The 25830-nt window shown below is 57.0% G+C and carries 23 protein-coding genes; 12 read left to right on the plus strand and 11 right to left on the minus strand.

The window, feature by feature from the left end:
* Positions 1–13: 13 nt before the first annotated feature.
* From N7D90_RS05425 to groL, 4 genes are all read left to right on the plus strand, one after another.
* Positions 14–739 (plus strand): HugZ family protein, encoded by a 726-nt coding sequence (locus N7D90_RS05425; RefSeq protein WP_261741212.1) that lies wholly within the window; start codon positions 14–16, stop codon positions 737–739.
* Between the two features lie 71 nt (positions 740–810).
* A complete protein-coding gene (locus N7D90_RS05430; protein ID WP_261741213.1) occupies positions 811–1281 on the plus strand; it encodes an FxsA family protein in 471 nt (156 codons plus the stop codon).
* Positions 1282–1523: 242 nt separating this feature from the next.
* Positions 1524–1817, plus strand: coding sequence for a co-chaperone GroES (locus N7D90_RS05435; RefSeq protein WP_019827816.1), 294 nt, complete (start codon positions 1524–1526; stop codon positions 1815–1817).
* A 49-nt stretch (positions 1818–1866) separates the two neighbouring features.
* Positions 1867–3510 carry a chaperonin GroEL gene (gene groL, locus N7D90_RS05440; protein ID WP_019827814.1) on the plus strand — a complete coding sequence of 548 codons (1644 nt, stop codon included), beginning with the start codon at positions 1867–1869 and terminating at the stop codon, positions 3508–3510.
* Between the two features lie 156 nt (positions 3511–3666).
* Here the strand turns inward: groL and N7D90_RS05445 are convergent, their stop codons facing one another.
* Entirely contained in the window at positions 3667–5616 is a 1950-nt protein-coding gene (locus N7D90_RS05445; protein ID WP_261741214.1) for an LTA synthase family protein, read from the minus strand.
* Positions 5617–5819: 203 nt separating this feature from the next.
* On the opposite strand from N7D90_RS05445, the gene colR reads away from it, so the two are divergent.
* The 5 genes from colR (at position 5820) to N7D90_RS05470 (ending at position 9592) form a co-directional block, all read left to right on the plus strand.
* Positions 5820–6503 carry a two-component system response regulator ColR gene (colR, locus tag N7D90_RS05450; protein WP_261741215.1) on the plus strand — a complete coding sequence of 228 codons (684 nt, stop codon included), beginning with the start codon at positions 5820–5822 and terminating at the stop codon, positions 6501–6503.
* Entirely contained in the window at positions 6493–7773 is a 1281-nt protein-coding gene (locus tag N7D90_RS05455) for a sensor histidine kinase (RefSeq protein WP_261741216.1), read from the plus strand. The genes colR and N7D90_RS05455 overlap by 11 nt, the downstream gene beginning before the upstream one ends.
* Positions 7774–7970: 197 nt before the next feature.
* The gene (locus N7D90_RS05460) at positions 7971–8651 is read left to right on the plus strand and encodes a class I SAM-dependent methyltransferase (protein ID WP_261741217.1); all 681 of its coding nucleotides are present in this window, start codon (positions 7971–7973) and stop codon (positions 8649–8651) included.
* Positions 8652–8654: 3 nt separating this feature from the next.
* A complete protein-coding gene (locus tag N7D90_RS05465) occupies positions 8655–9371 on the plus strand; it encodes a lipopolysaccharide kinase InaA family protein (protein ID WP_261741218.1) in 717 nt (238 codons plus the stop codon).
* Positions 9371–9592, plus strand: coding sequence for a hypothetical protein (locus N7D90_RS05470; protein ID WP_261741219.1), 222 nt, complete (start codon positions 9371–9373; stop codon positions 9590–9592). The genes N7D90_RS05465 and N7D90_RS05470 overlap by 1 nt, the downstream gene beginning before the upstream one ends.
* A 169-nt stretch (positions 9593–9761) precedes the next feature.
* Here N7D90_RS05470 and N7D90_RS05475 read toward each other — a convergent pair whose 3' ends face one another.
* The 8 genes from N7D90_RS05475 to N7D90_RS05510 form a co-directional block, all read right to left on the minus strand.
* Positions 9762–10859, minus strand: coding sequence for a DUF1513 domain-containing protein (locus tag N7D90_RS05475; protein ID WP_261741220.1), 1098 nt, complete (start codon positions 10857–10859; stop codon positions 9762–9764).
* 14 nt (positions 10860–10873) lie between these two features.
* On the minus strand, positions 10874–11938 hold the full coding sequence (locus tag N7D90_RS05480) for an imelysin family protein (protein WP_261741221.1): 1065 nt from the start codon (positions 11936–11938) through the stop codon (positions 10874–10876).
* Positions 11939–11964: 26 nt separating this feature from the next.
* Complete coding sequence (locus N7D90_RS05485) at positions 11965–13392, minus strand: di-heme oxidoredictase family protein (protein WP_261741222.1); 1428 nt, start codon at positions 13390–13392, stop codon at positions 11965–11967.
* Positions 13393–13926: 534 nt separating this feature from the next.
* Positions 13927–14424: a hypothetical protein gene (locus N7D90_RS05490; RefSeq protein WP_261741223.1), complete on the minus strand. Its 498-nt coding sequence runs from the start codon at positions 14422–14424 to the stop codon at positions 13927–13929.
* Between the two features lie 315 nt (positions 14425–14739).
* Positions 14740–16086 carry an imelysin family protein gene (locus N7D90_RS05495; RefSeq protein ID WP_261741224.1) on the minus strand — a complete coding sequence of 449 codons (1347 nt, stop codon included), beginning with the start codon at positions 16084–16086 and terminating at the stop codon, positions 14740–14742.
* A gap of 160 nt (positions 16087–16246) precedes the next feature.
* Entirely contained in the window at positions 16247–18298 is a 2052-nt protein-coding gene (locus N7D90_RS05500; RefSeq protein WP_261741225.1) for a putative bifunctional diguanylate cyclase/phosphodiesterase, read from the minus strand.
* 259 nt (positions 18299–18557) lie between these two features.
* Positions 18558–19154: a superoxide dismutase gene (locus N7D90_RS05505; protein WP_019827796.1), complete on the minus strand. Its 597-nt coding sequence runs from the start codon at positions 19152–19154 to the stop codon at positions 18558–18560.
* Positions 19155–19401: 247 nt separating this feature from the next.
* Entirely contained in the window at positions 19402–20004 is a 603-nt protein-coding gene (locus N7D90_RS05510) for a LysE/ArgO family amino acid transporter (RefSeq protein WP_261741226.1), read from the minus strand.
* Positions 20005–20107: 103 nt separating this feature from the next.
* On the opposite strand from N7D90_RS05510, the gene N7D90_RS05515 reads away from it, so the two are divergent.
* The 3 genes from N7D90_RS05515 to N7D90_RS05525 are packed head-to-tail and all read left to right on the plus strand — an operon-like array spanning position 20108 to position 22892.
* Positions 20108–21004, plus strand: coding sequence for a LysR family transcriptional regulator ArgP (locus tag N7D90_RS05515; RefSeq protein WP_261741227.1), 897 nt, complete (start codon positions 20108–20110; stop codon positions 21002–21004).
* A 38-nt stretch (positions 21005–21042) separates the two neighbouring features.
* Positions 21043–22041 (plus strand): NAD-dependent epimerase/dehydratase family protein, encoded by a 999-nt coding sequence (locus tag N7D90_RS05520; protein ID WP_261741228.1) that lies wholly within the window; start codon positions 21043–21045, stop codon positions 22039–22041.
* Positions 22042–22070: 29 nt separating this feature from the next.
* Complete coding sequence (locus N7D90_RS05525) at positions 22071–22892, plus strand: ATPase (protein ID WP_261741229.1); 822 nt, start codon at positions 22071–22073, stop codon at positions 22890–22892.
* A 133-nt stretch (positions 22893–23025) separates the two neighbouring features.
* On the opposite strand, the gene N7D90_RS05530 is transcribed toward N7D90_RS05525, so the two are convergent.
* Positions 23026–24546, minus strand: coding sequence for an MDR family MFS transporter (locus N7D90_RS05530; RefSeq protein WP_261741230.1), 1521 nt, complete (start codon positions 24544–24546; stop codon positions 23026–23028).
* A 58-nt stretch (positions 24547–24604) separates the two neighbouring features.
* The gene (pobA, locus tag N7D90_RS05535) at positions 24605–25789 is read right to left on the minus strand and encodes a 4-hydroxybenzoate 3-monooxygenase (RefSeq protein ID WP_261741231.1); all 1185 of its coding nucleotides are present in this window, start codon (positions 25787–25789) and stop codon (positions 24605–24607) included.
* Positions 25790–25830: the final 41 nt, after the last annotated feature.

Consider the following 25830-nt stretch of genomic DNA (forward strand, 5'->3'; position numbering starts at 1 on the left):
AAGGAGTCATAAGTTGAGCGTTGAAGCTGCCAAGCATGCCCGAGAATTACTGCTCAAGGAATACCGGGGGGCCTTGTCCACTTTGTCCAAGGCCATGCCGGGGTTTCCGTTTGGCTCCGTGGTGCCTTACTGCCTGGATGAGCAGGGGCGGCCGCTGATTCTGATCAGCCGCATTGCCCAGCACACCCATAACCTGCGCAAGGACCCCAAGTGCTCCTTGATGGTCGGTGAGCGCGGGGCTGAAGATGTCCAGGCCGTTGGGCGCCTGACTTACCTGGCCGAAGCCGAGCAACTGACCGATGCCGCAGCGATTGCAGCTGCTGGCGAACGTTATTACCGCTACTTCCCTGAAGCGCGGGGCTACGACACCGCGCATGATTTCGACTTTTGGGTACTAAACCCTGTTCGCCACCGTTATATAGGCGGATTCGGAGCCATTCACTGGCTGGACCAGGTCACGCTTCCCAACCCTTTTGCCGGGCAAGTTGAAGCGCGCATGGTCGAGCACATGAATAGCGACCACGCCAATGCGCTCGAGCACTACGTGAAATTAACCGGGTTGCCGCAAACGGGGCCAGCTAAACTGGTGGGTATCGACAGCGAAGGCATGCATTTGCGGGTGGGTGAAAGTTTGTACTGGTTGGGCTTCCCAGAACCTTGCAACACTTCGACACAGGTGCGCGAAGCCTTGGTTTTATTGGCTCGTGCAAGCGAGTGGCCGAAAAAACAGACGGTATAGCCTTGAATTTGTACAGGCGCGCCGTCATTTAGGTTGGGTTGGAAGATATTCTTCCGGAGAGGAATCATTTGATGCGCGCTTTTCTATTGCTCTTTCTGTTGTTTCCAGTGCTAGAGCTGTACGTCTTTTTCAAGGTCAGCACCGCTATCGGGTTTTTCCCTGCGTTGCTGCTGATCATTGCCGGTTCCATGCTGGGTGTTCTGGTCGTTCGCGTCGCAGGTTTGGCCACGGCGCTCAGAGCGCGCGAAAGCCTCAATCGCGGCGAACTGCCTGCTCAACAAATGCTTGAAGGCCTGATGCTGGCGTTGGGTGGCGGCTTGCTGGTGCTGCCAGGTTTTATCAGCGATGCAGCTGGCTTGCTGTTGCTGTTCCCGCCGGTTCGTCGATTTTTGGTCAACCGTCTGCGCAAGCGTGCAGAAGAACAAGCTATTCGCCAGCGTGCATTTGCTGAAGATTTTGAAGCCGCTCGTCCACGGTCCCAACAGCCTCTGGGGCGTGAGCCCAATGTAATCGAAGGCGAGTTTGAGCACCGCGATAAATAAGGCATAGAGCGTGATCAACACGGCACCTTGGGTGCCGTGTTTGTTTTCTGCGACACGCAAGGTTAAAAATTTCATGGGTGCGCCCTTGTAATAAGTGGATGCGCCCTTATGTAACGGACACCGCAGGGTTTTACTGGCAACAGCACTACCCCTTCAGCGAATCGCACCCGGCATTTCCGGATTTGCAAACCCAGCCGGTATTGACACCGGCCGATGAACACCACAATTAGGAGAGATCGACAATGAAGCTTCGTCCTCTGCATGACCGCGTCGTAATCCGTCGCAGCGAAGAAGAAAAGAAAACCGCTGGCGGTATCGTTCTGCCGGGTTCTGCTGCCGAAAAAGCCAACAGCGGCGAAATTCTCGCTGTCGGTACCGGCCGCGTGCTGGACAACGGTGAAGTACGTGCGCTGGCCGTGAAAGTGGGTGACAAGGTTGTGTTCGGCCCTTACTCCGGCAGCAACACTGTGAAAGTTGACGGCGAAGACCTGTTGGTTATGGCTGAGAACGAGATTCTCGCTGTAATCGAAGGCTGATCTCCCGCTCCTTTTCCCGTTACTACAAAGTATTTAAGGAAGAACGAACATGGCTGCTAAAGAAGTTAAATTCGGCGACTCCGCCCGTAAAAAAATGCTGGCCGGTGTTAACGTCCTGGCTGACGCAGTAAAAGCGACCCTGGGCCCTAAAGGCCGTAACGTGATTATCGAGAAGAGCTTCGGCGCTCCGACCATCACCAAGGACGGCGTTTCCGTTGCCAAAGAAATCGAGCTGAAAGATCGCTTCGAAAACATGGGCGCGCAGCTGGTTAAAGACGTTGCCTCCCGTGCCAACGATGACGCTGGTGACGGTACTACCACTGCAACCGTTCTGGCTCAATCGATCGTCAACGAAGGCCTGAAAGCCGTCGCTGCCGGCATGAACCCGATGGACCTGAAGCGCGGTATCGACAAAGCGACCATCGCCATTGTCAAAGAGCTGAAATCCCTGGCCAAGCCATGTGCTGACAGCAAGGCAATCGCTCAGGTAGGTACTATCTCTGCCAACTCCGACAGCTCCATCGGCGACATCATTGCCGAAGCCATGGAAAAAGTCGGTAAAGAAGGCGTGATCACTGTTGAAGAAGGCTCGGGCCTGGAAAACGAACTGTCTGTTGTTGAAGGCATGCAGTTTGACCGTGGCTACCTGTCCCCGTACTTCGTCAACAAACCAGAAACCATGACTGCCGAACTCGACGGTCCTCTGATCCTGCTGGTCGACAAAAAGATCTCCAACATCCGTGAACTGCTGCCAGTTCTGGAAGCTGTTGCCAAAGCTGGTCGCCCACTGCTGATCGTATCCGAAGACGTTGAAGGCGAAGCCTTGGCGACTCTGGTTGTGAACAACATGCGCGGTATCGTGAAAGTGGTTGCTGTTAAAGCACCTGGCTTCGGCGATCGTCGCAAGGCAATGCTGCAGGACATCGCTGTTCTGACTGGCGGTACCGTTATCTCCGAAGAGATCGGTCTGAGCCTGGAAAGCGCTACCCTGGAACACCTGGGTAATGCCAAACGCGTCACCGTAACCAAAGAAAACACCACCGTTATCGACGGTGCCGGTGTTGAAGCTGACATCCAGGCTCGTGTGACTCAGATCCGTGCCCAGGTAGCTGACACCACTTCGGACTACGACCGTGAAAAACTGCAAGAGCGTCTGGCCAAGCTGTCTGGCGGCGTTGCAGTGATCAAGGTTGGCGCTGGTTCCGAAGTAGAAATGAAAGAGAAGAAAGCCCGCGTTGAAGACGCCCTGCACGCAACTCGTGCAGCCGTTGAAGAAGGCGTGGTACCTGGCGGTGGCGTGGCACTGGTTCGCGCTCTGCAGGCCATTGCTGATCTGAAAGGCGACAACGCTGATCAGAACGTTGGTATCGCATTGCTGCGTCGTGCTGTTGAAGCACCTCTGCGCCAGATCGTTGCCAACTCCGGTGACGAGCCAAGCGTAGTTGTCGACAAGGTTAAGCAGGGTTCGGGTAACTACGGTTACAACGCAGCCACTGGCGAATACGGCGACATGATCGAAATGGGTATCCTTGACCCAGCTAAAGTGACTCGTTCGGCTCTGCAAGCGGCTTCGTCGATTGCCAGCCTGATGATCACCACTGAGGCGATGATCGCTGAGATCCAGGACGACAAGGCAGCTGGCGGCGGTATGCCAGACATGGGCGGCATGGGTGGTATGGGCGGCATGATGTAAGCCAGCCTTACCCCGATACGCAAAAGCCCCGCCTGAGTAATCAGGCGGGGCTTTTTTGCTTTGTGGGAGCTGGCTAGCCAGCGATAACATCAGTGCGGTGAGTCAGGCAGACCCAGCCGCCTGCATCGCCAGCAGGCTGACTCCCATGGATTCAAATTACTTCGCTGCAGTCTGCACCGGCGCCACCTGCACCGGCTTCCAGCCTAACAGTTGCTGCTTGTAGTCATGACTGGCGGCCTGGTAATAGGTGATCGCCCGTTCAATCAACGGATCGGTCGCCGGTACGCGGGACTCAATGCTGGTGGTCAGCGCTTCATCGTGGCGACGCAGGCCCTGGCGTGGGCTGAGAATGGCCAGATCTTTACCGTCAAACAAACCCAGGTGCTGATAGTTGCCCACCACCACACGCGGCGGTAGCGGATTTTCCTGCAGCAGGTTACGGCCAAAGAAAGTCGACTGGTAATCCAGGTTCAGCAACCCGAGCAATGTCGGTGCCAAATCGATCTGGCTGGCCAGTTGTGAGTCTTCACGAGCTTCGATCAACTTGGGCGCATAGATAAACAGCGGGATCTGATAGTTGGTGATCGGCAAGTCTTCCTTGCCGGCACTGCCTGCCGTGTGGTCGGCCACGAAAATGAAGATCGTGTTATCGAACCAGGGCTTTTGACGCGCATCCTTGAGGAATTGGCCAATGGCGTAGTCGGTGTACTTCACCGCACCGTCACGACCGTTACCTGATTTGATGTCAATCCGGCCTTCAGGGTAAGTGTACGGGCGGTGGTTCGAGGTGGTCATCAACTGCAACAGGAACGGCTTTTGTTGCGCATAGTTGGCATCGGCCAGCTTCAGGGTTTCGCGGTACAGGTCTTCGTCAGCCATGCCCCACGCATTTTTGAAGTGGATATCGGCTTCATTGACGCTGCTTTGGTCGACGACGCGGTAACCATTGCCGCTGAAGAACGCATTCATGTTGTCGAAATAACCACGGCCGCCATACACGAACACGCTGTCATAGCCTACGCCCTTAAGCTGTTGGCCCAGGCTGGCGAAACCGCTTTCACGGCCGATGCGCTTGACGATGGAGCGTCCAGGCGTCGGTGGGATGGCCAGGGTAATCGCTTCCAGGCCGCGGTCGGTACGAGTACCGGTGGCATAGAAATTATTGAAGTACAGGCTCTCTTTGCGCAGTTGATCGAGGTTTGGCGTCAGATTGCGGCCATCGCCGTTGCTGCCCAGGTACTTGGCGCTGAGGCTTTCGATGGTCACCAGAACGATGTTGGGCTGACGTGCCGTGCCCGGGTTGTCGATGTTGCGACGGATATCCAGCGGGTCCTGGCCAACAAAAGTTGCGTTGGGCTCGGCCAGCTCGGTGCGTAATTGCTTTGCGACAACGTCGGTTGGCAGGCTGGCGTAAAACTGCTGGTAATCCAGTTCGTTATTGCGGAACGCTGCGAAGAACTGATATGGGCCATTGCTCGCCAGTTCATGCTGATAGGCGTTGCCGCCTTGGCCGCGAGGACCGTCCTGATCGAGCAATTGCATGCTCAAGCCCGCGACCAGCAACAAACCGGCAAAGGTAGCAAGGCGAGCGCCAAAGGCTGGTAGCGGTGCGTTCATGGCTGCGTTGAACGGCTTGCGCAAGGCAAGGCTCAATACGATGGCTGCCAGGGCAATGGCACTGAGCAGGATACCGATCGGGTAGGACTCCAGTACGTTGTTCAGCACTTCATCGGAGTAGACCAGATAGTCCACAGCGATAAAATTGAAGCGTACGCCGAACTCATCCCAGAACAACCACTCGGCCACGGCCGTGAACAACATGGCAAACAGGCTTACAGTGAGCAGACCTTGCAAGAACCACTGATGACCACGACGACGCCACAGCGCTGGCGGGCACAACAACAGGTACAGGCCCAGCGGCAGAGCGGCATAAGTCAGAAAGCCGAGGTCGTAAAGCATGCCAATGCCAAACACCGGCAGCCAGTTGTTACCTGCCTCTCCTAGATGGGTGACCAGCAGAACGCCTCGGGTAATTAGAAAGGTCGCCAGCCAACAGCCAGTCAACAGAAGGAGGTAGCGCATTGGCGCGGTGTGCAGCAGACGCATTAGTTGTTTTTCCTTAAACGCGGGGGTGCGAGAGTGTGCTGGCGCCACTGTATTGAGTTTGTGAACCGTTAGTAAAAAAAATGTCATTTTTGCGCATAACCTAACTAAATGGCTTCAGCGCCCTGCGGTGCTGGCTCTGCGCGGTGCTTGGCCTTAAGCTGCGCGGGCCAAGACGGCCGTAACTGTGAACGGAGAGAATGCCCATGCGAATTTTATTGGTAGAAGACAACCGCGATATCCTCGCCAATCTGGCCGACTACCTGGGTCTCAAGGGCTATACCGTTGACTGTGCGCAAGACGGTTTGTCCGGCCTGCATCTGGCGGCTACCGAGCATTACGACCTGATTGTGCTCGACATCATGTTGCCCGGGATCGACGGCTACACCCTGTGCAAGCGCCTGCGTGAAGACGCCCGACGCGATACCCCGGTGATCATGTTGACCGCCCGGGACCAGTTGGATGACCGCCTGCAAGGCTTCAAGTCCGGCGCTGATGACTATCTGCTCAAGCCGTTTGCCCTGTCGGAACTGGCTGCTCGGATCGAGGCTGTATTACGCCGCGCTCAAGGCGGGGGGCGGCGCGAGTTGCAGGTCAGTGAGTTGCGTTATGACTTGGATACCCTTGAGGTTACCCGTGAAGGCCGCCTGCTCAAGCTCAACCCGGTAGGCCTGAAATTGCTGGCGGTTTTGATGCAAAAAAGCCCCCACGTGCTGCGCCGCGAAGTCCTCGAAGAAGCCTTGTGGGGTGATGATTGTCCCGATAGCGACAGCCTGCGTAGCCACGTGCACCAATTGCGGCAGGTGATCGACAAACCGTTCGACAAGCCTCTGTTGCAAACCGTGCATGGTGTGGGCTACCGCCTCGCCGAGATTCGCGATGGAGTTTAAGCAAAGTCTCGCCCAGCGGATCATCATTGCCTTTGCATTGATGAGCGCATTGGTCGCGGGAACATTCGCCGTAGGCATTATTGCCACCGTACACCTGGTCGAAGAAAAGCTCATATCAGCCGGTCTGGGCGGCGATTTGCAGCGTTTGTTGCTGATGGACAATGGTGCAGACTGGAACCATCGGCCCAAGCCAAGCCAACTGTTTTACTTCAGTGGCGGGCGTGGTGATTTTGCTTTGCCCAAGGATCTACGCCACCTGGATCCGGGTTTTCATGAAGTGTTTCGGGATCAATTGTCGTACCACGCGATGGTTGAAGTGGTCGATGGCCGGCGTTACGTGCTGCTGCAGGATCAGAGTGATTTCGAAGAGCGTGAGCGCGTGCTGTTTGCCGTGGTCGTGGTCGGTTTCGTGCTGGCGCTGGCGCTGGCGGTCTTTTTAGGCTGGACCTTGGCCCGTCGGGTGATGGCGCCAGTAGTCCGCCTGGCCCGCCAGGTTCGTCATCGCGATCAATTGCTGGGCCTGGCACCGCCTCTGGCGCCGGATTACGCTGCCGATGAAGTGGGCGAGTTGGCGGTGGCGTTCGATGCCACGCTGGGTCGTTTGCGGGACACCCTGACGCGCGAAAGGCTGTTCACCAGCGACGTGAGCCACGAGCTGCGCACTCCGTTGATGGTGTTGGCCAGCTCCTGCGAACTGTTGCTGGAAAACCCGGCGCTGGATCAGCGCAGTCGTTCACAGGTCGAACGAATATCGCGAGCATGCGAAGAGATGCGGGAACTGGTGCAGACCTTCCTGATGTTGGCCCGAGCTCAGCATCAAGATGCCAGTATGTCGCCCAAGGTGACACTGCCAGTCGTGGCCGAAGGCCTGATCAGCCTGTGGCGTGAGCCCATCGAGGCTAAAGGCCTTGAACTGATTTATGACCCCGGCAATACGCTGGACACTTGCTATAACGCCACCTTCCTGCATGCAGTCATGGGTAACCTGCTGCGCAATGCACTGCACTACACCGACACCGGTTTTATCCGATTGACCCTTGAACCCGGCGGCTTTGTGGTGGAAGACAGTGGAGTCGGCATCCCGGAAGAGAAGCGTCAGGCAATGTTCCAACCCTTTGTTCGTGGCAGTGAAAAACGTGGCGAAGGGCTCGGGTTGGGCCTGTCACTGGTTCAGCGCATCTGCGATAGCCAGGGCTGGCGGGTTACCCTCACCACGATGGAGCCCAATGGTTGCCGCTTTCACGTCGAGCTTGACCCGGCTGACGCCTGAAACCCCTCAAGCGGCCTGCGCCCTGCAGGCCGTGTCAGCCGATGTTTTATGCATAACTGGCCCCGCGCCAGCATTCGCGGCCTGTAAAACCTTGCAACGTTTGTGTAGGACGCATACACGGAATTTTCACTTGCTGATGACCTGATGCATACGTTTTCCTGATTAAGGTAGTGCTTATATGCTTCAGGAGCACTTCCATGAATCCGATCATCAAACTCAAGTTTTCTGAAAAGTACGACCAGCAACACGCTGCCGATTACCTGATCAAGCACCAGGATGGACTGGCCCGCCGTCTCTCGCACAAACGCGACGAGCAGTTGGCACGCCGCGCTCTGCACTTGGCGGGTGAGCCTGCGGTCGTCCTGGATTTGCCGTGCGGTGCAGGCCGTTTTTGGCCGTTGCTTGCGCAAATGCCGAACCGTGAAATCATTGGTGCGGATAACTCTGCATCGATGCTGGAGGTGGCTTCGCTGGCGCAACCGGCCGATGTGGTGAAACGGGTACGGCGATTGCAGACCTCTGCATTTGAAATAGATATGCCAGACAACTCCGTGGACAGCATTTTTTGCATGCGCCTGCTGCACCATATTGGTGATGCAAGCCATCGGATGGCTCTATTACGCGAGCTTCATCGCGTCAGCCGGGACAGTCTGATTATTTCATTGTGGGTCGATGGCAATTTCAAGGCCTGGAAACGCAAGCGTCTTGAGCACAAACGGACTACAGAAACAGAACAGGACGGTTACCAAAACCGTTTCGTGTTACCTGCTGTTACAGTGGAGTCGGAGTTTAAAAAGGCCGGCTTCACCATTCAGGATCATCTGGATTTTATTCCGCTCTATGCGATGTGGCGGGTTTACGTATTACGAAAGAGATAAGTCATGACCGTTGATTTTGTACAGCAATCCCCCTCTGCGTCTGAAGACCAATTTGAGTTTTACTGGAATCAAAAAGGCGAATGGGTTGAAGAGCCCAATCAGCGTCGTGGCGGGGAGAGTGGTGTACAACGGGTTCACGATGCCAGCGGACGCCTGCTCTATGTCAAGCGTCAGGTCGGGCACACCTACCGTAGTTGGCGTTACCCGCTGGGTCGCCCAACAGTATTGCGCGAGCGTGATGCGTTGCTCGCCTTGAACCATTTATCGGTCGGTGTACCTGAACTGGTGTACTGCGGGGCTCAACAAGCGGCAGACAAACAATGGCGGGCACTGTTGGTGACTGTCGCTCTGGACGGTTTTGTCGAGATCGACAACTGGTATGCCGCCGGTGAACGCGAACGCCTGGGTGAAGCGGTGCATGAGCGTGTACTTCAAGCGATTGGTCAAACCCTGGCGCGTATGCATCTGGGGCGCTGGCAACATGGCTGCCTCTACGCCAAACATGTGTTTGTACGAGTCATCGGCCAGGGCGATAGCGCACAGATAAGCGTGGCTCTGCTGGATCTCGAAAAAAGCCGGCAACGCCTGACAGCTCATAAGGCAGCCTCCCACGATCTTAAACAACTGCGCCGCCATTCGTCGTGGAACTCCACGGACTGGGACAGACTGATCTACTTTTATAAGACGGTGTTTGGCAGCGCTATCAAAGGTTTACGGTGATGAAGCGAGAATTAGCACGAAGTTTGTTTTTTCTGGGTGCTCTGACCATTGCTGGCGTGGCATTTGCTGCATGGGAGCAGCCTGTGACCCAAGTGTTGGGTGGGACGCAAGAGGGGGTTCATTGCCCGCTGCCGCGCGTAGTCAAGGTGGCGGTAGCGGCAAAACCCGATCACGACCTGTTGCTGTTTATGTTTGGAATGAGTCAGGGGCTGAAGAAGTAAGGGGCCCTGTAGCAGCTGCCGAAGGAACGAGGCAGCGTCCGGCTGCGCAGCAGTCGTAAACCCGGTAAACACGGTGTCTCAGAAACACCAAAGCTGAATGGTTTTACGACTGCTGTGCAGCCGAACGTAGCCTCGCACTACTCGTCAACTGCTACAGAATTTTGCAGCTCTACATAACATGTAGATGGTTGTCCCACAGCCCGGAGGGTAATTCCAAAGGCTTGGTCATCAGGTCGCTTTGGCGGCAATCGTAGAACCGGCAACGACCTTGGCCGGACGTAACCACAAACCCATCCTTCACCGCACCCACCCCGGCACAATCGGGCAACGGCGCATCCAGACGCAAGGCACCGCTGTCCAGATCCCAGACAAAGAACCGATTGCCCCGCGGTGCGGTCAGCGCGACCAGCCGCAAGTCGCTGTGTACCGCGACACTGGCCGTGTAATGGCCCATGGCACGCAGTTGTTGCTCGGCCACCGGGAAGGGTTCAAATGGCTGGCCGGGACGCTTGATGGCCAATAACTCGGACAACTCATGGGCATCGCCCATAAATTGCTGGCAGGCCACGATAGTGCCGTCACTGGCGATACCCAAGTGCCGAACGCTGTTCATCTGCTGGCTCAGGGTTTCCTTGCTGAGCAAGGTCCCGTCGCGCTGCATCAGTACCAGGCTGGGCTCCATCGCATTCAGGTTCATTTCGACCCGGCTTTCGGCCTCGGTACGAATCCCGCCGTTGGCCACCACCAGTGTCTCGCCGTCCGGCATCCACGACACCTGATGCGGGCCCACGCCGTGGGTGGGGATTTCTCCACTGTGGATCAGGCGTTCGCCTTCAAAGCGATAAACCCCCAGCAGGCCGCGCCCCGGATCGGTGGTGTCGTTTTCGGTGGTGTACAGCCACTCGCCGTCTTTATGGATCACCGCGTGACCATAAAAATGCCGATCGGGCAGGGAAGTCAGGGTTTGCAGCAACTGCCCATCAGCCAGGTTGATCAGATAGCTTTCGGTGCCGGGGCGCCGAGCTACAAACAGTGCAATGGGCAGTGTCGGGTGGTTGATGATGTCATGGCAACGCTGGCCAACCCGGGTGCTGAACACTTGAGTGCCATCCAGGCGATAACCGACAGCAAAGTGATTACCGTCCACATCGTCACGGGCACTCAACAACATCGGGCTTTGGTCTTTGTGCTTGAACAGTGACCAGCCGCCCAGCGTGACGGCACTGAGCAATAAACCACCGAGCTTGAGAGCTTGCCTGCGCATCATCGAACCTTCCTTCATCAATCGCCGTCGTTGGCGTTAAAGCCCAGCTGGATGCCCAGGGCCTTGGCCAGCTCGCCTTCGTGCAGGCGGTGAACCACATTCAGGCTGTCGTAGATAGCATTCAGTTGAGCGCGCCCAGCGTCATCTGCCAGCAGTTCGTTCAGAGTGTGCTGATTGTCATTGAGCAGCTTGAGCGAGGCGGCATACGCAGCATCGATCTTGTCAGCCAATGGTTTTTGTTCGGCAGGCAACAGACCGCGCAAACCCTTGTTGTCGACACCCACCCATACGGTTTGAGCACCCGCCAGGCTGGCTGCCAGGCTTTTGAGTGACGACTCGCTACGCCAGGCATCAGCCTGGAATGGCTGTGGAATGCCCTTGCTTTGGCGACCCATTGGCGTGCCGAGTTTTTTCTTCAGGGTATCGAGCGCGGTTACCTGCACGCGCAGCACGTCAGCGATGGCTTCGTGGGAGTCGGCATAGCGCTGGTTCGGGAACTTGCTCATTTGAGCGAGCATGCCGTCAGTGCTGTTCCAGCTGGCCAGGATTTCTTCGGCCAGTTGCTTTTGACGTTCGCCGATGGCGATCAGCAGTGGGCAGTAGCGGGCTTTTTGCGCATCGTCAGCAAGGTTGATATTGCTGTCGAACAGAATGTATTCATAAGCCGACAGGCCCTGCACCACAACACTGGACTTGGCCAGTGCGGTGGCATCGATCTGCGGCTGGGCAACCACCAACTGCTCAACCTGACGGCCGACCAAGTTCTTTTTGTCCGGCCAGAACTGCACCTGCCACGAACGATTGCCTTCGGCCAGAGGCCCGATCAGCAAAGGCTGCAGCTCTGCCCAGGCTTTTTGCGCGTGCAAGAAGTCGGCTTTGGCAGTCTCAAGGTTTTCCTTGCCCTGGCAGTAAGCCAGAGCGCTGACCGCCAATTGGCGATCGGCTTCAACCCAGCGGCTGTAGGTTGGCAAGATTACTTGCTTGGCAATGGCTGCCGAGGTGACGGCCTGCGGGTCTTGTGGCGAGCATGCAGCCAAGGCGATAGCGGCAAGGCTGGTGAACAAAAGCTTGGGTCGAAACATGTCGGGGTCCCCGATCTTGTAAGGCGTTAAAGAGAGTTCAGGAACGCCAGCAGCGCAGCGCGCTGCTCGGCATTAAAACGTAAAACCTGTTGCCTCGAAGGCTCAGCCTCGCCGCCATGCCACAGTACGGCTTCCAGCAGGTTGCGTGCACGGCCATCGTGCAAAAACTGAGTGTGACCGCTCACCGCCTGGGTCAAGCCAATGCCCCATAGCGGAGGGGTGCGCCAGTCGCGGCCGGTGGCGGCGAACTCGGTGCGATTGTCGGCAAGGCCCGGGCCCATGTCGTGGAGCAAGAGGTCGCTGTAAGGATGAATGACCTGGTTGGCCAGTTCAGGCTCGGCCGCGTTGGCTGAAGTGGTGAACGTCGGCGTATGGCACGATGTGCAACCAGCCTGGTAGAACAGGTTTTTACCGGCCAGTACTTGCGGCGCACCGACATCACGTCGGGCGGGCACGGCCAGGTTGCGGGTATAGAACTCCACCAGGCGCAGAATGTTGTCGCTGACCTCGGGTTCGCCATCCGGGCCATTGCCGTTGGGTGCTTCGAGGCAGGCCGTTTGAGCCTTGGTGCAATCATCGAAGGGTCTCAGGGAGGTCGTGAGGCCCATATCACCAGAAAAGGCGTGAACATTTTGTTGGTTGAGGTTGGGTTGCCCGGCTTTCCAGCCAAAACGGCCTAAAACTGTCTTTTGTTGAGCGTCATCCCATACCCAATTCGGGCGTCCGGTGATGCCGTCGCGGTTTTTGTCCTGAGGGTCGGCATTGGCCAGAATCGCTTCGTTCGGGATGGCTTCGAGCAGCCCCAGGCCAATCATCGGCGGCGCGATGCGCGCCGAGAAACGGGTGTCGGGGTGCATCGGGCCATAACCCAATTGGGTGATTTGCAACATTGGCTTGCGCAACTCGACTTCAGTACCGTCCTTGAAGCTCACAGTGACGGGGTCGTAATCGACCCGCACCTTGCCCTCAGGGGCTACTCCAGGCACGGCCATGTCCTGCAACTGACCACCATATACCGGCTCGGGCACGATGCCGGCTTGCTCGATCAACGTGGCATAAGTGGGGTCGTTGGGGATCGACAGGCGTACCAGCATCGACACCGAGTTTTTGGCGCCGGGAGCGGGAGGGTGGCCACGGCCATCCTTGATATGGCAGTTCTGGCAGCCATTGGTATTAAACAGCGGACCAAGGCCGTCACGTGCGGTGGTGGTGGACGGGGCTATGACCCAGGGGCTGCGAAAGAAACTGTTGCCGACGCTGAAATCCAGACGCCGGGTGGGCGAAAGGTTGGCGGAGGGCATGGAAAACGCATTCTGATCGGTTTTGCGCACCGTAGTAGCCCCGCCGGAGCGGGCTTCGCCGGGCTCGGGTTTGGTAAAGCGCGGGGCATCATCACAACCGCCAAGGCTTAGGGCCAGCAGCAGCAGGGACAGGCGAAGAGGCAGCAAAGGCATCAAGCGTCCAGATCAGTGAGCAAAATCGAGGGCGCAAAGTTTATCAGGGAAGGTGAATTGAAATAAGAGGGATTAGCGTTTGGTTTGGCTTGTGGCAGCCAAATTCACGAGAACGAGCTTGCCTGCGATGGCGGCCAGTACGGTCTAGAGGTTAAATCGATCATGATTGAAAATGCCAATCAGCTTGACTGACTGGCATTAGGCTTGCCATTAACTCGCATGAGTTAAATCCTACATGACTTCGTAATACAAAAGGTATTTCCCACAGAGTAATCAGAGATAAACGATATGCAGTTTTTCCTTGGAATACTATGCTTTCCAAAAAAACGGAGTAAGTATGAAAACGCTTTTGACAGTGTTTATATTGGTCGCGATTTCTGGCTGTGCAAACGGTCGGCTATTTCCTAAAGGATATAGCCCTGAACTTGCTTATAAGTGCCAGACTGACCCGTACGGTTTTTATTGTCTGCACCCTCCAGCGCTATTTAAAAATTAATGGTGCCGCAAATGGTTGGTCGAGGCGGGGTTGGTGAGTTAAAACTCCCATAAGGTAAACGGTACTCCGTTCGGTAGTATGTTGACCACGGTGAATGTTCTTTTTGGCATGCGACCTGGAGTAAACCCAAACCGAGCCCAACATAGATTTCCTGTGCGTTGATCATATATGACCAAATTCCCATCGTTTTGTATGACCATGCACGCGTTGTACCAGAGCGATTTATCAACGCTGTGAGTGCTTTCAGCAATCCACAAGCGCCTTCTGGACGGATCATAGAGAAAACCACTATTGCTGATGACGAAATGAAGGTGTTCGCGCATTTTTTTGCGCTGCAAAGTTTTGCTGTAAGCCTGATTGCTATCGGCCATCCAGACGATCGTTTCACCCTCTTTAATTACCAGGTTTCCATCGGCTTGTAGTACCAGTCTAAAATGTCCGTTTTCGGACATAAGATATTGCCCTGGCGACATCATTTGATTTGGTGGAAGTAAGGGGGTGCCGCTAGTTTGGAAAGGGGTGTAGTTAATAGCCATGCGTTACTCGTTCAGTAAGTTGTTGGGCTTTAATTGAATCAGGTTTAAATGCAGTGATGGCTATGCATATGTATTGTCTATAGCAATATTGGCGCTTGATTCCAAGTGCATCAAAGTTGTGTCTGTGTGACGAAAGTGCCTTTGCGTAAGGCTTAAGCCCATAGAAAGCGCGTTGCGCATAATATGCAAAAACTAAAAACGCTGATGCTTCGTGCGAGACTGCAGCCATCGATAGTGACTACGCCTACATGATAGAGCGCACAAAAAAGGCGACCCGAAGGTCGCCTCATTTTTCACTGACTCAAACGCGGCAGATCAAAACTCGTGATCGGCGTTGTCCGGGTTCAGATCGCTGATGCCCAGCTTGCCAGCGGCTTGCTCGATAGCACCGGTCTGCTTGACCAGAGCGGCGATGGCATCACGTACCACCTGGTTGCCCGCAGTATTGTCGGCTGCGATCAGTTGGTCGTAGTGTTCGCCCTTGTTGGCACGGTCAACCATGACCTGGATCTTGGCTTCTGTGTCGGCCAGATCGGACTTCAGCGTAGCGTCTGTGGCCGGGTCAATGACCACTACCAACGATGACAGGCTTGGACCGGTCATTTTAGTGCCGTCAGCACGCAGGTATTCGCCCAGGTACACATTACGGATGCCCTTGGCATCGTAGAAGTGCGAGTTGTGGGTGTTGTCGCTGAAGCAATCCTGCTCGTCTTCCGGCGAGTTGGCTTCCAGAGACACTTTCATGCGCTCGCCAGCCAGTTCGCCCAGCGACAGGCTGCCCATGCCGAACAGCATTTTGCGCAGTCCGTTTTGTGCCGGCTCGGCTTCCAGCGTAGCGCGGTAGTTGTCGGCAGAGTTCGGTGCCCAGTTGCCGACCATTTCGTTGAGGTCGTTCACCAGCAGTTGGGTTACGGCTTTCAAGTAAGCGCGACGGCGATCGTTATGGCCGCCGGTTGCGCCTTCACCTTCAAGGTAGTCAGAAGCAGGGCGGTTGCCTGCACCCGGGCCTGTACCGTTGAGGTCCTGGCCCCACAGCAGGAATTCGATGGCGTGGTAGCCGGTAGCCACGTTGGCCTCGGAACCGCCCAGCTCGTTCAGGCTGGCCAGGGTTTCAGGGGTGATTTCGGTCACGTCGACTTTGTCTTCGCCGACCTGGATCTGGGTGTTGGCGATGATGTTGGCGTTAGCGCCAGGGTTACCCAGTGCGCCAGCGTAGTTGGCGTCAACGTAGTCGATCAGGCCTTCGTCCAGCGGCCAGGCGTTAACTTGGCCTTCCCAGTCATCAATGATGGTGTTGCCGAAACGGAAAACTTCGCTCTGCAGGTAAGGCACTCGGGCTTCAACCCAAGCGGCACGGGCGGCCTTCAGTGTGTCGTCGTTGGGTTTGGCCAGGAACGCATCGATAGCGCTTTGCAGCTTTTTGGCGGTGGTTTCAGCATCGCTGAACACGGCGTGAACAATGTCCGCGTAATGTGCGACGACGGCCTTGGCTGCAGCTTCGTCAACTTTTGCCGCGCTGATGTCAGCGGCAGGGGTCGCGGTGCTGGTTGCAGCTGCTGGCGCAGGAGCTGCGGCGGTTTTTTCCTTGTCCTTGTCGCCACAACCGGCGAGTGAGATAGCAATGGCCAGCAGACTGGCGGTTGCCAGAGGCATACGAATCATGGCGAAAATCCTGCTTCGAGAGGTGGGACAAGCGTGCGGCTGCACGCAAAACTGCCACATAATGCGAAAGATATGCATTTTGTGTAAAGGGTTACTGTTGGAAATATTTCTTATTTACCCAGCTCTGCAGCGGATCTTTCGCGAAAGATGAAACATGGAATTACATAATGACGGTCTTGCGCCGCTTGGCCTGCTTCAGATAAGCGAGCAATTCCCGCGCGCCAAGGGGTTTGCTGTACAGATAGCCTTGGCCTTCATGGCAGCCCTCACCGATGACATAGGCTTCTTGCTCGGTGGTTTCGACGCCTTCGGCAATGACCTGCATGCCGAGGCTTTTACCGAGCTGGATGATGGCACGCACGATGGTTGCATCGTCGCCATCATCAATCAGGTCCTGAACAAAACTCTTATCGATCTTGATTTTGTCCAGTGGCAGGCTTTTGAGGTAGCTCAATGACGAGTAACCGGTGCCGAAATCATCAATCGCGATCAACGCTCCGGAGCGGCGCAGGCTCAGCAGGTGTTGGGCGGCGGTGCTGATGTCTTGCATCAGGCTGGTCTCGGTGACTTCCAGTTCCAGGCTGCGCGCTGGCAAACGGTAGCGCTGCAACAGGTTATTGACCACTCGCGGCAGTTCAACGTGGTGTAACTGCACGGCGGACAGATTGACCGCCATGCGCAGTTCACTGAAGCCCTGATCGTGCCATTCGCGCAGTTGGCGGCAAGCCTGGTCCAGAGCCCATTCGCCGATGGCGATAATGCTGCCGTTTTTCTCGGCCAGCGGAATAAACAGATCGGGCGGGACCATGCCGTGCTCCGGGTGCTGCCAGCGCAACAGGGCTTCGACCCCGACCACGCAGTGGTCGCTGTAGCGGATCTGTGGTTGGTAGACGAGGTAGAGCTGGTTGCAGATCAGGGCTTCGCGCAGGTCTTTTTCCAGCTCGCGCATACGCCGCATTTCGCGGTCTACGCTGGCGATATAAAACTGGTAGCGGCTGCGCGAGTAGCTTTTAGCCAAGGTCATGGTCTGCTCGGCCTTTTGCAGCAGCTGTTCGGTGGTGTCGCCGTCTTCGGGAAACAGCGTTATGCCGATGGTGGCGCGCAAGCGGATGTTTTGCTGATCAAGGGTAAACGGTATCTCCAGATCATCCAGAATGCTTTGGGCCAGCTCGGCAGCCTCGTAGGGCTGCTCAATATGGGCCTGAACCAGAGCGAACTGATCACCACCCAGGCGCGCCAGCGCACCCAGGCTGCCGCTGTGGGCACGCAAACGATCGGTCAGGGCCTGCAACAGCTGGTCGCCGGTTTGATAACCAAACTGCTCGTTGATCCCTTTGAAGTCGTCGAGGCCAACACATAACACCGCGACCCGGCGTTGCAAGCGGCCAGCATCGGTGAGGATCTTGCCCAGTTGACCTTGAAGTTGCTGGCGATTGGGCAGGCCGGTCAAAAAGTCGTACTGAGCCATGCGCAGCAGGGAGCTTTCGGCTTCGTGGCGTAATCGGGTGTTGCGTTCAATCGAGGCCAGCAACTGATTGGAGGTATTGACCCAAACCCCCAGCTCGTTGTGTTCGTGGCCTTTAAACAGAGGGATCACATGCTCGCTGGGGCGATCCGGGTTGATGCTGGTCAGGTGGCCGATGATTTGTGACAGCGGCTTGGTCAGCAGCCAATGGTAGACCAGGTACAACACCAGCCCCATCAGCAGGGCGCGCAACATACCGGATAACAACATGATCGCGGCATCGGCCAGGAAGCCTTCGCCGTAAGTGGCGGTGTCGAGGGTAATGCTCAGGTCGCCGTAGTACTCGCTGTAAGGCCCCTGACCCACCAATGGAGTGCTGAAAGTGTGCTCCTTGCCTAAAATTGGGTCGGTCAGCCAGCGGCTTGACGAAGCTTTCAGCTCGCGTGTCTTTTGCGCGAGGTTCGTTTCACTGGGGTGGCCGATAGTTGCCTGGCGCACGGCATCATCCTGGAACAGGCCTTCGATGACCTGCATCGCCATTTCACGGTCCAGGCTATATAGCGCCTGAGTTGAAGGATCGCGAAACATGCCCAGGATGCGCTCAGCATCAATCGCGACGGCTTGTCGGACTTTGTAAGCGTCAAACACAATTTGAGCGCAACTCAGCACCGCCCCGACGACGACTGCTGACAGCAATACGATCCGGAGTAACTTCAGTGACAAGCTGTTCTTGAATTGCCGCTTCAAAACGCTATTCCTTGTTCCTTGCCGATAATGCCTATGGCCTTTCTTTTATGTGGCAATTTTTATTGCAGGTATACAAGCAGCAATCGTGCAACGTTCACGATCGCTACTGTGTCGGTATAGGTATCTCGAACTTGAGGCGCGGAATAAAAAAACCGACGTTCTCATATTAGCTGGCCCGGATTAGTCGGGCGGGTCAATTGGCACTTTTAATCGAGCCAAAAAAAACCCGGCAATGCCGGGTTTTTCCCTGGAGTCAGGCTTAGGCAGTGAAGGCTTTACCTTCGAACTGCTCAGCAACGAACTTCCAGTTAACGAGGTTCCAGAATGCTTCAACATACTTCGGACGCACGTTGCGGTAGTCGATGTAGTAAGCGTGTTCCCAAACGTCGCAGGTCAGCAGCGGGGTGTCGCCGCTGGTCAGCGGGTTACCGGCGCCGATGGTGCTGGCCAAAGCCAGGGAACCGTCAGCTTTCTTCACCAGCCAGCCCCAGCCGGAGCCGAAAGTGCCGATGGAGGTTTTGCTGAATTCTTCTTTGAACTTGTCGAACGAGCCGAAGGCTGCGTTGATGGCATCAGCCAGCGCGCCAGTTGGTTCGCCGCCGGCGTTTGGCGCCAGGCAGTTCCAGTAAAAGGTGTGGTTCCAGACCTGAGCGGCGTTGTTGAAGATACCGCCCGAAGAGGTTTTAACGATCTCTTCCAGGGTTTTGCCTTCGAACTCGGTGCCTGGCACCAGGTTGTTCAGGTTCACGACATAGGTGTTGTGGTGCTTGTCGTGGTGAAACTCCAGGGTTTCTTTGGAGATGTGCGGCTGCAGGGCATCGTGTGCGTACGGCAGCGGCGGCAATTCGAAAGCCATGATGATTCTCCTAATCAGGTCAGTTGCGATGAGCGCAAGGCCGATCACGGGCGGCCAAACACGCGCCGATGAGTTTTTACTCTTTGCGGCGCAGGGTCAGGATCATAGCACCGGGGTGACGGCATAACCACGAGACAACTGTGTGGGATAGACGTTTCAGCTCGATTGATAGAAAAAGCCGATCAGTTTTGGCCTGTATGTTCAGTGCTGAATTTGAGCCTGCCAAGTATTTCCAACGGGGTTAATCTCAGCCCGAAACAATCAATTGCACTGCCACCGCGTACATCATCACCGCCACCAGCAAGTCCAGTATGCGCCAGGTGTTTGGTCGTGCCAGCCATGGCGCAAGCCAAGCGGCGCCCAATGCGAGGGTGAAAAACCACAGCAGCGAAGCACTGGCCGCGCCCACCACATAGGCCCCTGGCACGCTCTGTTGCGCGCCGAGAGAGCCAATCAGCAATACCGTGTCGAGATACACGTGAGGGTTGAGCAGGGTGACGGCCAGCGCACTGAGCATCACGGCCTTTAGCGAGCGGGCAGTCTGGCCAGCGGTATGCTCAAGGCTCGACTTTGAAAACGCGCGGCGCAGCGCCTGAGTGCCGTACCACAGCAAAAACACCGCGCCCCCCCAGCGAGCAACGCTGAGCAACAACGGGTTTTGCGCCAGAATGGTCGCCAGGCCAAACACCCCGGCCGCCACCAGCAAGGCATCGCACACCACGCAAAACGCCGCCACGGGGAGATGGTGCTCACGGCGCAGGCTTTGCGCCAGCACAAAGGCATTTTGGGTGCCGATAGCCATAATCAGGCCGAACGCGACCAACAGGCCATTAAGGTAGCTTTGCCACATAAGAGTTACTCGTCGTACAGCAGGCGGGGTTGCTGCTGGCTATTGTCAGGTGCTTGGCTGTATAAGAAAAACCAATATTGCTGATCGCTCATTAGGAAAACTGATGTTCGACTATAAATTGCTTTCGGCCCTGGCCGCGGTAGTAGAACAGGCTGGCTTTGAACGGGCTGCGCAGGTGCTTGGCCTGTCGCAATCGGCCGTCTCCCAGCGCATAAAATTGCTTGAGGCGCGTATCGGTCTGCCGGTGCTTGTGCGGGCCACGCCACCTAGCCCGACCGAGATTGGCCGGCGCTTGCTCAACCACGTGCAGCAAGTGCGCTTGCTGGAGCGTGACCTGCAAAGTGCAGTACCGGCGCTGGACGATGAGGGCTTGCCCGAACGGCTGCGGATCGCCTTGAACGCCGACAGCCTGGCCACCTGGTGGGCGCAGGCAGTGGGTGATTTCTGCGCCGAGCAGCACCTGTTGCTGGACCTCGTGGTTGAGGACCAGACCGTTGGCCTCAAACGCATGCGTGCCGGTGAAGTGGCAGCTTGCCTGTGTGCCAGTGAGCGACCGGTTGCCGGAGCCCGCAGCGTGTTGCTGGGGGCCATGCGCTACCGGGCACTGGCGAGCCCTGCTTTTATTGCGCGGCATTTTCCTCAGGGCGTGAGCGCCGCGCAGCTGTCGAAAACACCTGCGCTGGTGTTCGGCCCGGATGATTTCCTGCAACATCGTTATTTGGCTGCCTTGGGCGTTGATGGCGGGTTCGAGCACCACCTGTGCCCGTCTTCCGAAGGTTTTATCCGCTTGACCGAGGCTGGTCTGGGTTGGGGGCTGGTCCCTGAGTTGCAGGTGCGCGAGCAGCTTGAAAGCGGAACGCTGGTAGAGCTTTTGCCAGATAAACCCATCGACGTGCCACTGTACTGGCATCATTGGCGCAATGGCGGAGAACTGCTGAGGCAATTGACCGAACATTTGTCTCGTTCGGCTAGTGCCTTTGGCCTGATAGCCAGCGTTTAAAGAGCAAGCAGCAAGAATTACAGCATTTGGAGTGATTGATGAAGATTCTGGTCACCGGCGCAAGCGGCTTTATTGGCGGACGCTTTGCGCGTTTTGCCTTGGAGCAGGGCTTTGACGTACGGGTCAGCGGGCGACGGGCTGAGGGTGTTGAACACCTGGTGCGGCGCGGGGCTGAATTTATCCCGGGTGATTTGACCGATGGTTTACTGGTGCGTGACTTGTGTGTCGATGTCGACGCTGTGGTGCATTGTGCGGGCCACGTGGGCGCCTGGGGGCGTTATCAGGACTTCCACCGCGACAACGTGCTGGTGACCGAAAACGTGGTTGAGGCCTGCTTGAAGCAGCGGGTGCGGCGTCTGGTGTACTTGTCCTCGGCCTCGTTGTACTTCGATGGTCGTTCGCACACGCAATTGACTGAAGAACAGTTGCCCAAGCGCTTCAGTCACCCGTATGCCGCGACCAAAAACCTGGCCGAGCAAAAAGTCTTCGGTGCCCAGGAATTCGGTCTTGAGGTGATTGCCCTGCGTCCACGCTCTGTCACGGGGGCAGGGGACATGAGTATCTTCCCGCGGTTGTTGAAGCTGCAGCGCAAAGGGCGTTTGGCCATCGTTGGCAACGGTCTGAACAAGGTCGACTTCACCAGCGTGCAAAATCTCAACGAGGTGCTGATGAGCAGCTTGCTGTGCAGTGGCTCGGCCTTGGGCAGGGCCTACAACATCACCAATGGCACGCCTATTCCGTTGTGGGATGTGGTCAATTATGTGATGCGCCAGATGAACGTACCGCAAGTAACCCGTTATCGCGGCTACGGCCGTGCCTACGCTATGGGCGCGCTGAGCGAGGCCGCCTGTAAGCTGTGGCCCGGTCAACCCGAACCGACGCTCTCGCGTTTGGGGGTGCAGATCATGGACAAAGACTTTACCCTCGACATTAGCCGCGCCCGGCACTACCTCGACTATGACCCAAAAGTCAGTCTGTGGGCCGCGCTTGATGAATTCTGCGGCTGGTGGAAGGCTCAGGAGTCTCCGTACCGCTAACCACTTGCCGCTATTTTTAAAGGTTTTCCATGCGTAACGATGCCCGTGACGATTTTGACAACGTGCCAACCCTGCGTGCTGATGCCCATGACCACGATGAATTGGGGTCAACAGCCGGAGCACGGGAGCGCACCACGGTGTACTCGCGCAACACGCCGGTGATCAAGGTCAAGGGCCCTGCTACCGGGCCATTGTGGACGTTGATCTGTGCCTTGCTGCTGGCTGTTGGTGGGCTGGCTTGGTGGAGTTTTCAGCAAATTTCACTGATGGAGCAGCAGTTGGTGGCGACCCAGGAGAGCTTCGCCCGTATCAGCGAAGAAGCTGCGGGGCGTTTGCAGGCTATTTCCGGCAAAGTGGTGGCCAGCGAATCGACGATCAACAACGGCAGCGAAGCCTTGAAGTTGCAGATCAAGCAGCTCGAAGAGCAGTTGCTTGAGCAGAGCAAGCGTCAGCAAGGCCTGGTGGTCGGGCAGCAGGGCGATCTGGATCAGCGTTTTGAGCAAATCAATGCCGCGATGTTGTTGCAGGTGACGGCCCAGAAAGAAACCCAGACCCGCCTCGAGGCCGAGATCAAAGGCCTTGGCAGCGAGCTGTCGACGCTCAAGGCCAGTGTTGGGCAACAGGCGGTCGACGTGGCGGCCTTGAAAAAACAAGGTAATCCGAGCGCTGCTGTCGAGCGTCTGGAGCAAGACATGATCGTGCTCAAAAGCGAACTGGAAAACCGTCCGGCATCGGCCCAAGGCGCCAATGCCGCCGAGTTCGATGTGTTCCGCGCGCAGATGACACGCAACATCAATACCCTGCAAAGCCAGATTCAGAACTTGCAGAAGCAGATCAGCGCCAGGCCTTGAGTCTGCGTTGACAGTTTTGCCTCTCGATTTAAGCGTGCGCAACATATGTGGGAGCAAGCCCGCTCGCGAAGGTCGAAGTAACCGCGAGGCTCTGGAGACCTTCGCAAGCCTGCTCGCTCCCACAGTTGAGGATTTACTCCCGCGCCTTGTATTCACGCCCGCGCAGTTCTTGATTGGGCATGGCGATCGCCGCAGCCAGCCCCAGCAGTGAAATCACCGCGCTGATGCTCAGCAGATGGCGGAAGGTCAGCAGCAGTTCAGCCCGCAGGCTGTCCAGCGCCGGGCCTTGTACGGCATTCAGCCCGTCCAGCAACACATTGCCCGAACTGCCTTCCCCCAGCAGTGGCTGACCGCCAACAGGCGCCAGTAGCGAGTCGTGCAGCAATGCCAGCAACAGGGCCGACATCAAGGCCACCCCCATCGCACCGCCCAATGCTCGAAACAGGTTGGTGGTGCTGGTCGCCACACCAATGTCGTGCTGGCGCACCGAGTTCTGCGCCCCCACCAGCGATGTCGGGAACTGCATGCCCGAAGCGATCCCGCTGAACAGCATAAACACGCCACTCAACAGCTCCGCGCTCGGCGGGCTGAAGGCCATGCCGAGAATGGACAGGGGCATCAGCACCGCCCCGCTTACAATCATTGGTTTGTAGCGCCCGGTTACCGAGGTCATGCGCCCGGCAAAATAGGCCCCCATCGGCAGGCCTATGGCCAGGGGCAACAGGTGCAGGGCCGCGCTGTCGGCACCCGCGCCGGTGATGCTCTGATAGCGCAGCGGCATCAGCACAATCAGCGAAATGGCCTGAAAGCTGGTGAAAAATACCGTGCACCAGCACAGCACCGCATTGCGGTTGGCAAACAGGTGCATCGGCAACAGCGGCTCTAGCGTGCGTCGTTCATGCCAGACAAACAGCCCCAGCGCGATCAACGCAACCGCCAGAAGCCCGGCGACCTGATCGTCGCGCCAGCTCTGACCCTGACCGATAAAGGTAATGCTCAGCAGCAATGAGGTCAGGCCCAGGATCATCAGCATCGTGCCCAGGTAGTCAATAATCGGCTTGCGTTGCGGAACAGGCAGCCCGACCAGAGTGCGATAGGAAATCCACCAGGCAGCCAGGCCCAGCGGCAAATTGATCAAGAACACCCAGCGCCATGACAGGTACTCGGTCATATAGCCGCCCAGTACCGGTCCGGCGACACTGGCCAGCGCATACATGCCGCTGAAGTAGCCCTGATAGCGCCCGCGTTCGCGGGGCGGCACGATGTCGCCGATGATCGCTTGGCTGACCGAAATCATCCCACCCGCGCCTATCCCCTGAATGATCCTGGCCAGAACAAGCTGCTCCATGTTCTGCGCCAGCCCGCAAAACAGCGAGGCCACGGTAAACAGGCCCATGCCAAACAGCATCAGGCGTCTGCGCCCGTACAAGTCGCCGAGTTTGCCGTAGATCGGCACAGCCACGGTCATGGCCACCATATAGCCCGAGATCACCCAGGCCAGTTGGCTGACATCCTTGAACTGGGCGGAAATGGCGGGCATGGAAACAGCGACGATGGTTTGATCCAGCGCCCCCAGGAAAATCGCCAGCATCAGGGCGATCAGAATGCTGCGTATGGCGGGCTTGGTCTGGGGTGGCTGATTCAGACTGGTCACGAAACACCTGTGGGCGGCAAACCTGTGGTGGAATGCCGCTAGTCTACTCGATAGCCTGCTATTCGATAGCCTCGTAAGGGAGCCCTACGTAATTTTCTGCAATGGTCGTGCGACCTGCTTCGGAGTCGACGAAATACGCCAGTTCACTGTCTGTAATGCGTTGGCTGAAGCTGTCGCTGTCGGGAAAGCGATGCAGCATTGAGGTCATCCACCATGAGAATCGCTCGGCTTTCCAGATGCGTCGCAGGCACACCTCGGAGTAGCGTTCCAGCAGGTCGGTGCGCCCCTCGGCGTAGACCTTGAGCAAAATGTTGAACAGCGTGCTGACATCGCTGGCTGCCAGGTTCAAGCCCTTGGCGCCGGTGGGCGGTACAATGTGCGCGGCGTCGCCGACCAGAAACATACGGCCGTACTGCATCGGCTCCACCACAAAGCTGCGTAACGGCGCGATGCTTTTCTCGATGGACGGCCCGGTTACAAGCCGCTCGGCCAGCGCCTTGGGCAGGCGGGTCTTCAACTCGTCCCAAAAGCGCTGATCGGACCAGTCCTCGACCTTTTCTTCGGACGCAACTTGCAGGTAGTAGCGACTGCGCGTGGCCGAGCGCTGGCTGCACAGAGCAAAGCCCCGGTCGTGTTTGGCATACACCAGTTCGTCGTTGACCGGCGGAGTGTCGGCCAGGACGCCAAGCCAGCCAAAGGGGTATACCCGCTCGAAAACCTTCAGCACATCGCTCGGAATAGACTGACGCGCTACGCCGTGAAAACCATCGCAGCCTGCTATGTAGTCGCAGTCCAGACGCCAGCTTTCGCCGTCTTTATCGAACGTGACGTAAGGCGCGTCGGTTTTCATTCCGTGGGGCTGGACATTGCTGGCGCTGTACAGGGTTTGTGCCCCGACTTGCTCGCGTGCAGCCATCAGGTCGCGGGTCACTTCGGTCTGGCCGTAAACCATCACGGTTTTGCCGCCGGTCAGGCCCTTGAGGTCGATATGCACCTGGCGGTCATCCAGCGCCAGCTCAAAGCCATCATGGACCAACCCTTCAGCGTCCATCCGCTGGCTGACGCCGGCCTGTCGCAACAGGTCGACCATGCCTTGTTCCAGCACCCCGGCGCGAATTCGGCCGAGTACGTAGTCGCCGGATTGGCGTTCGATGATGACGTTATCGATCCCGGCGTTATGTAGCAGTTGGCCCAGCAGCAGACCCGAAGGGCCGGCGCCGATAATAGCGACTTGAGTTTTCATTATTGTTCTCTCGCGCAGCCTCGACCCTGTGGGGCGAGATG

The organism is Pseudomonas fragi (genome assembly GCF_025426255.1).
GTDB lineage: Bacteria > Pseudomonadota > Gammaproteobacteria > Pseudomonadales > Pseudomonadaceae > Aquipseudomonas > Aquipseudomonas kulmbachensis.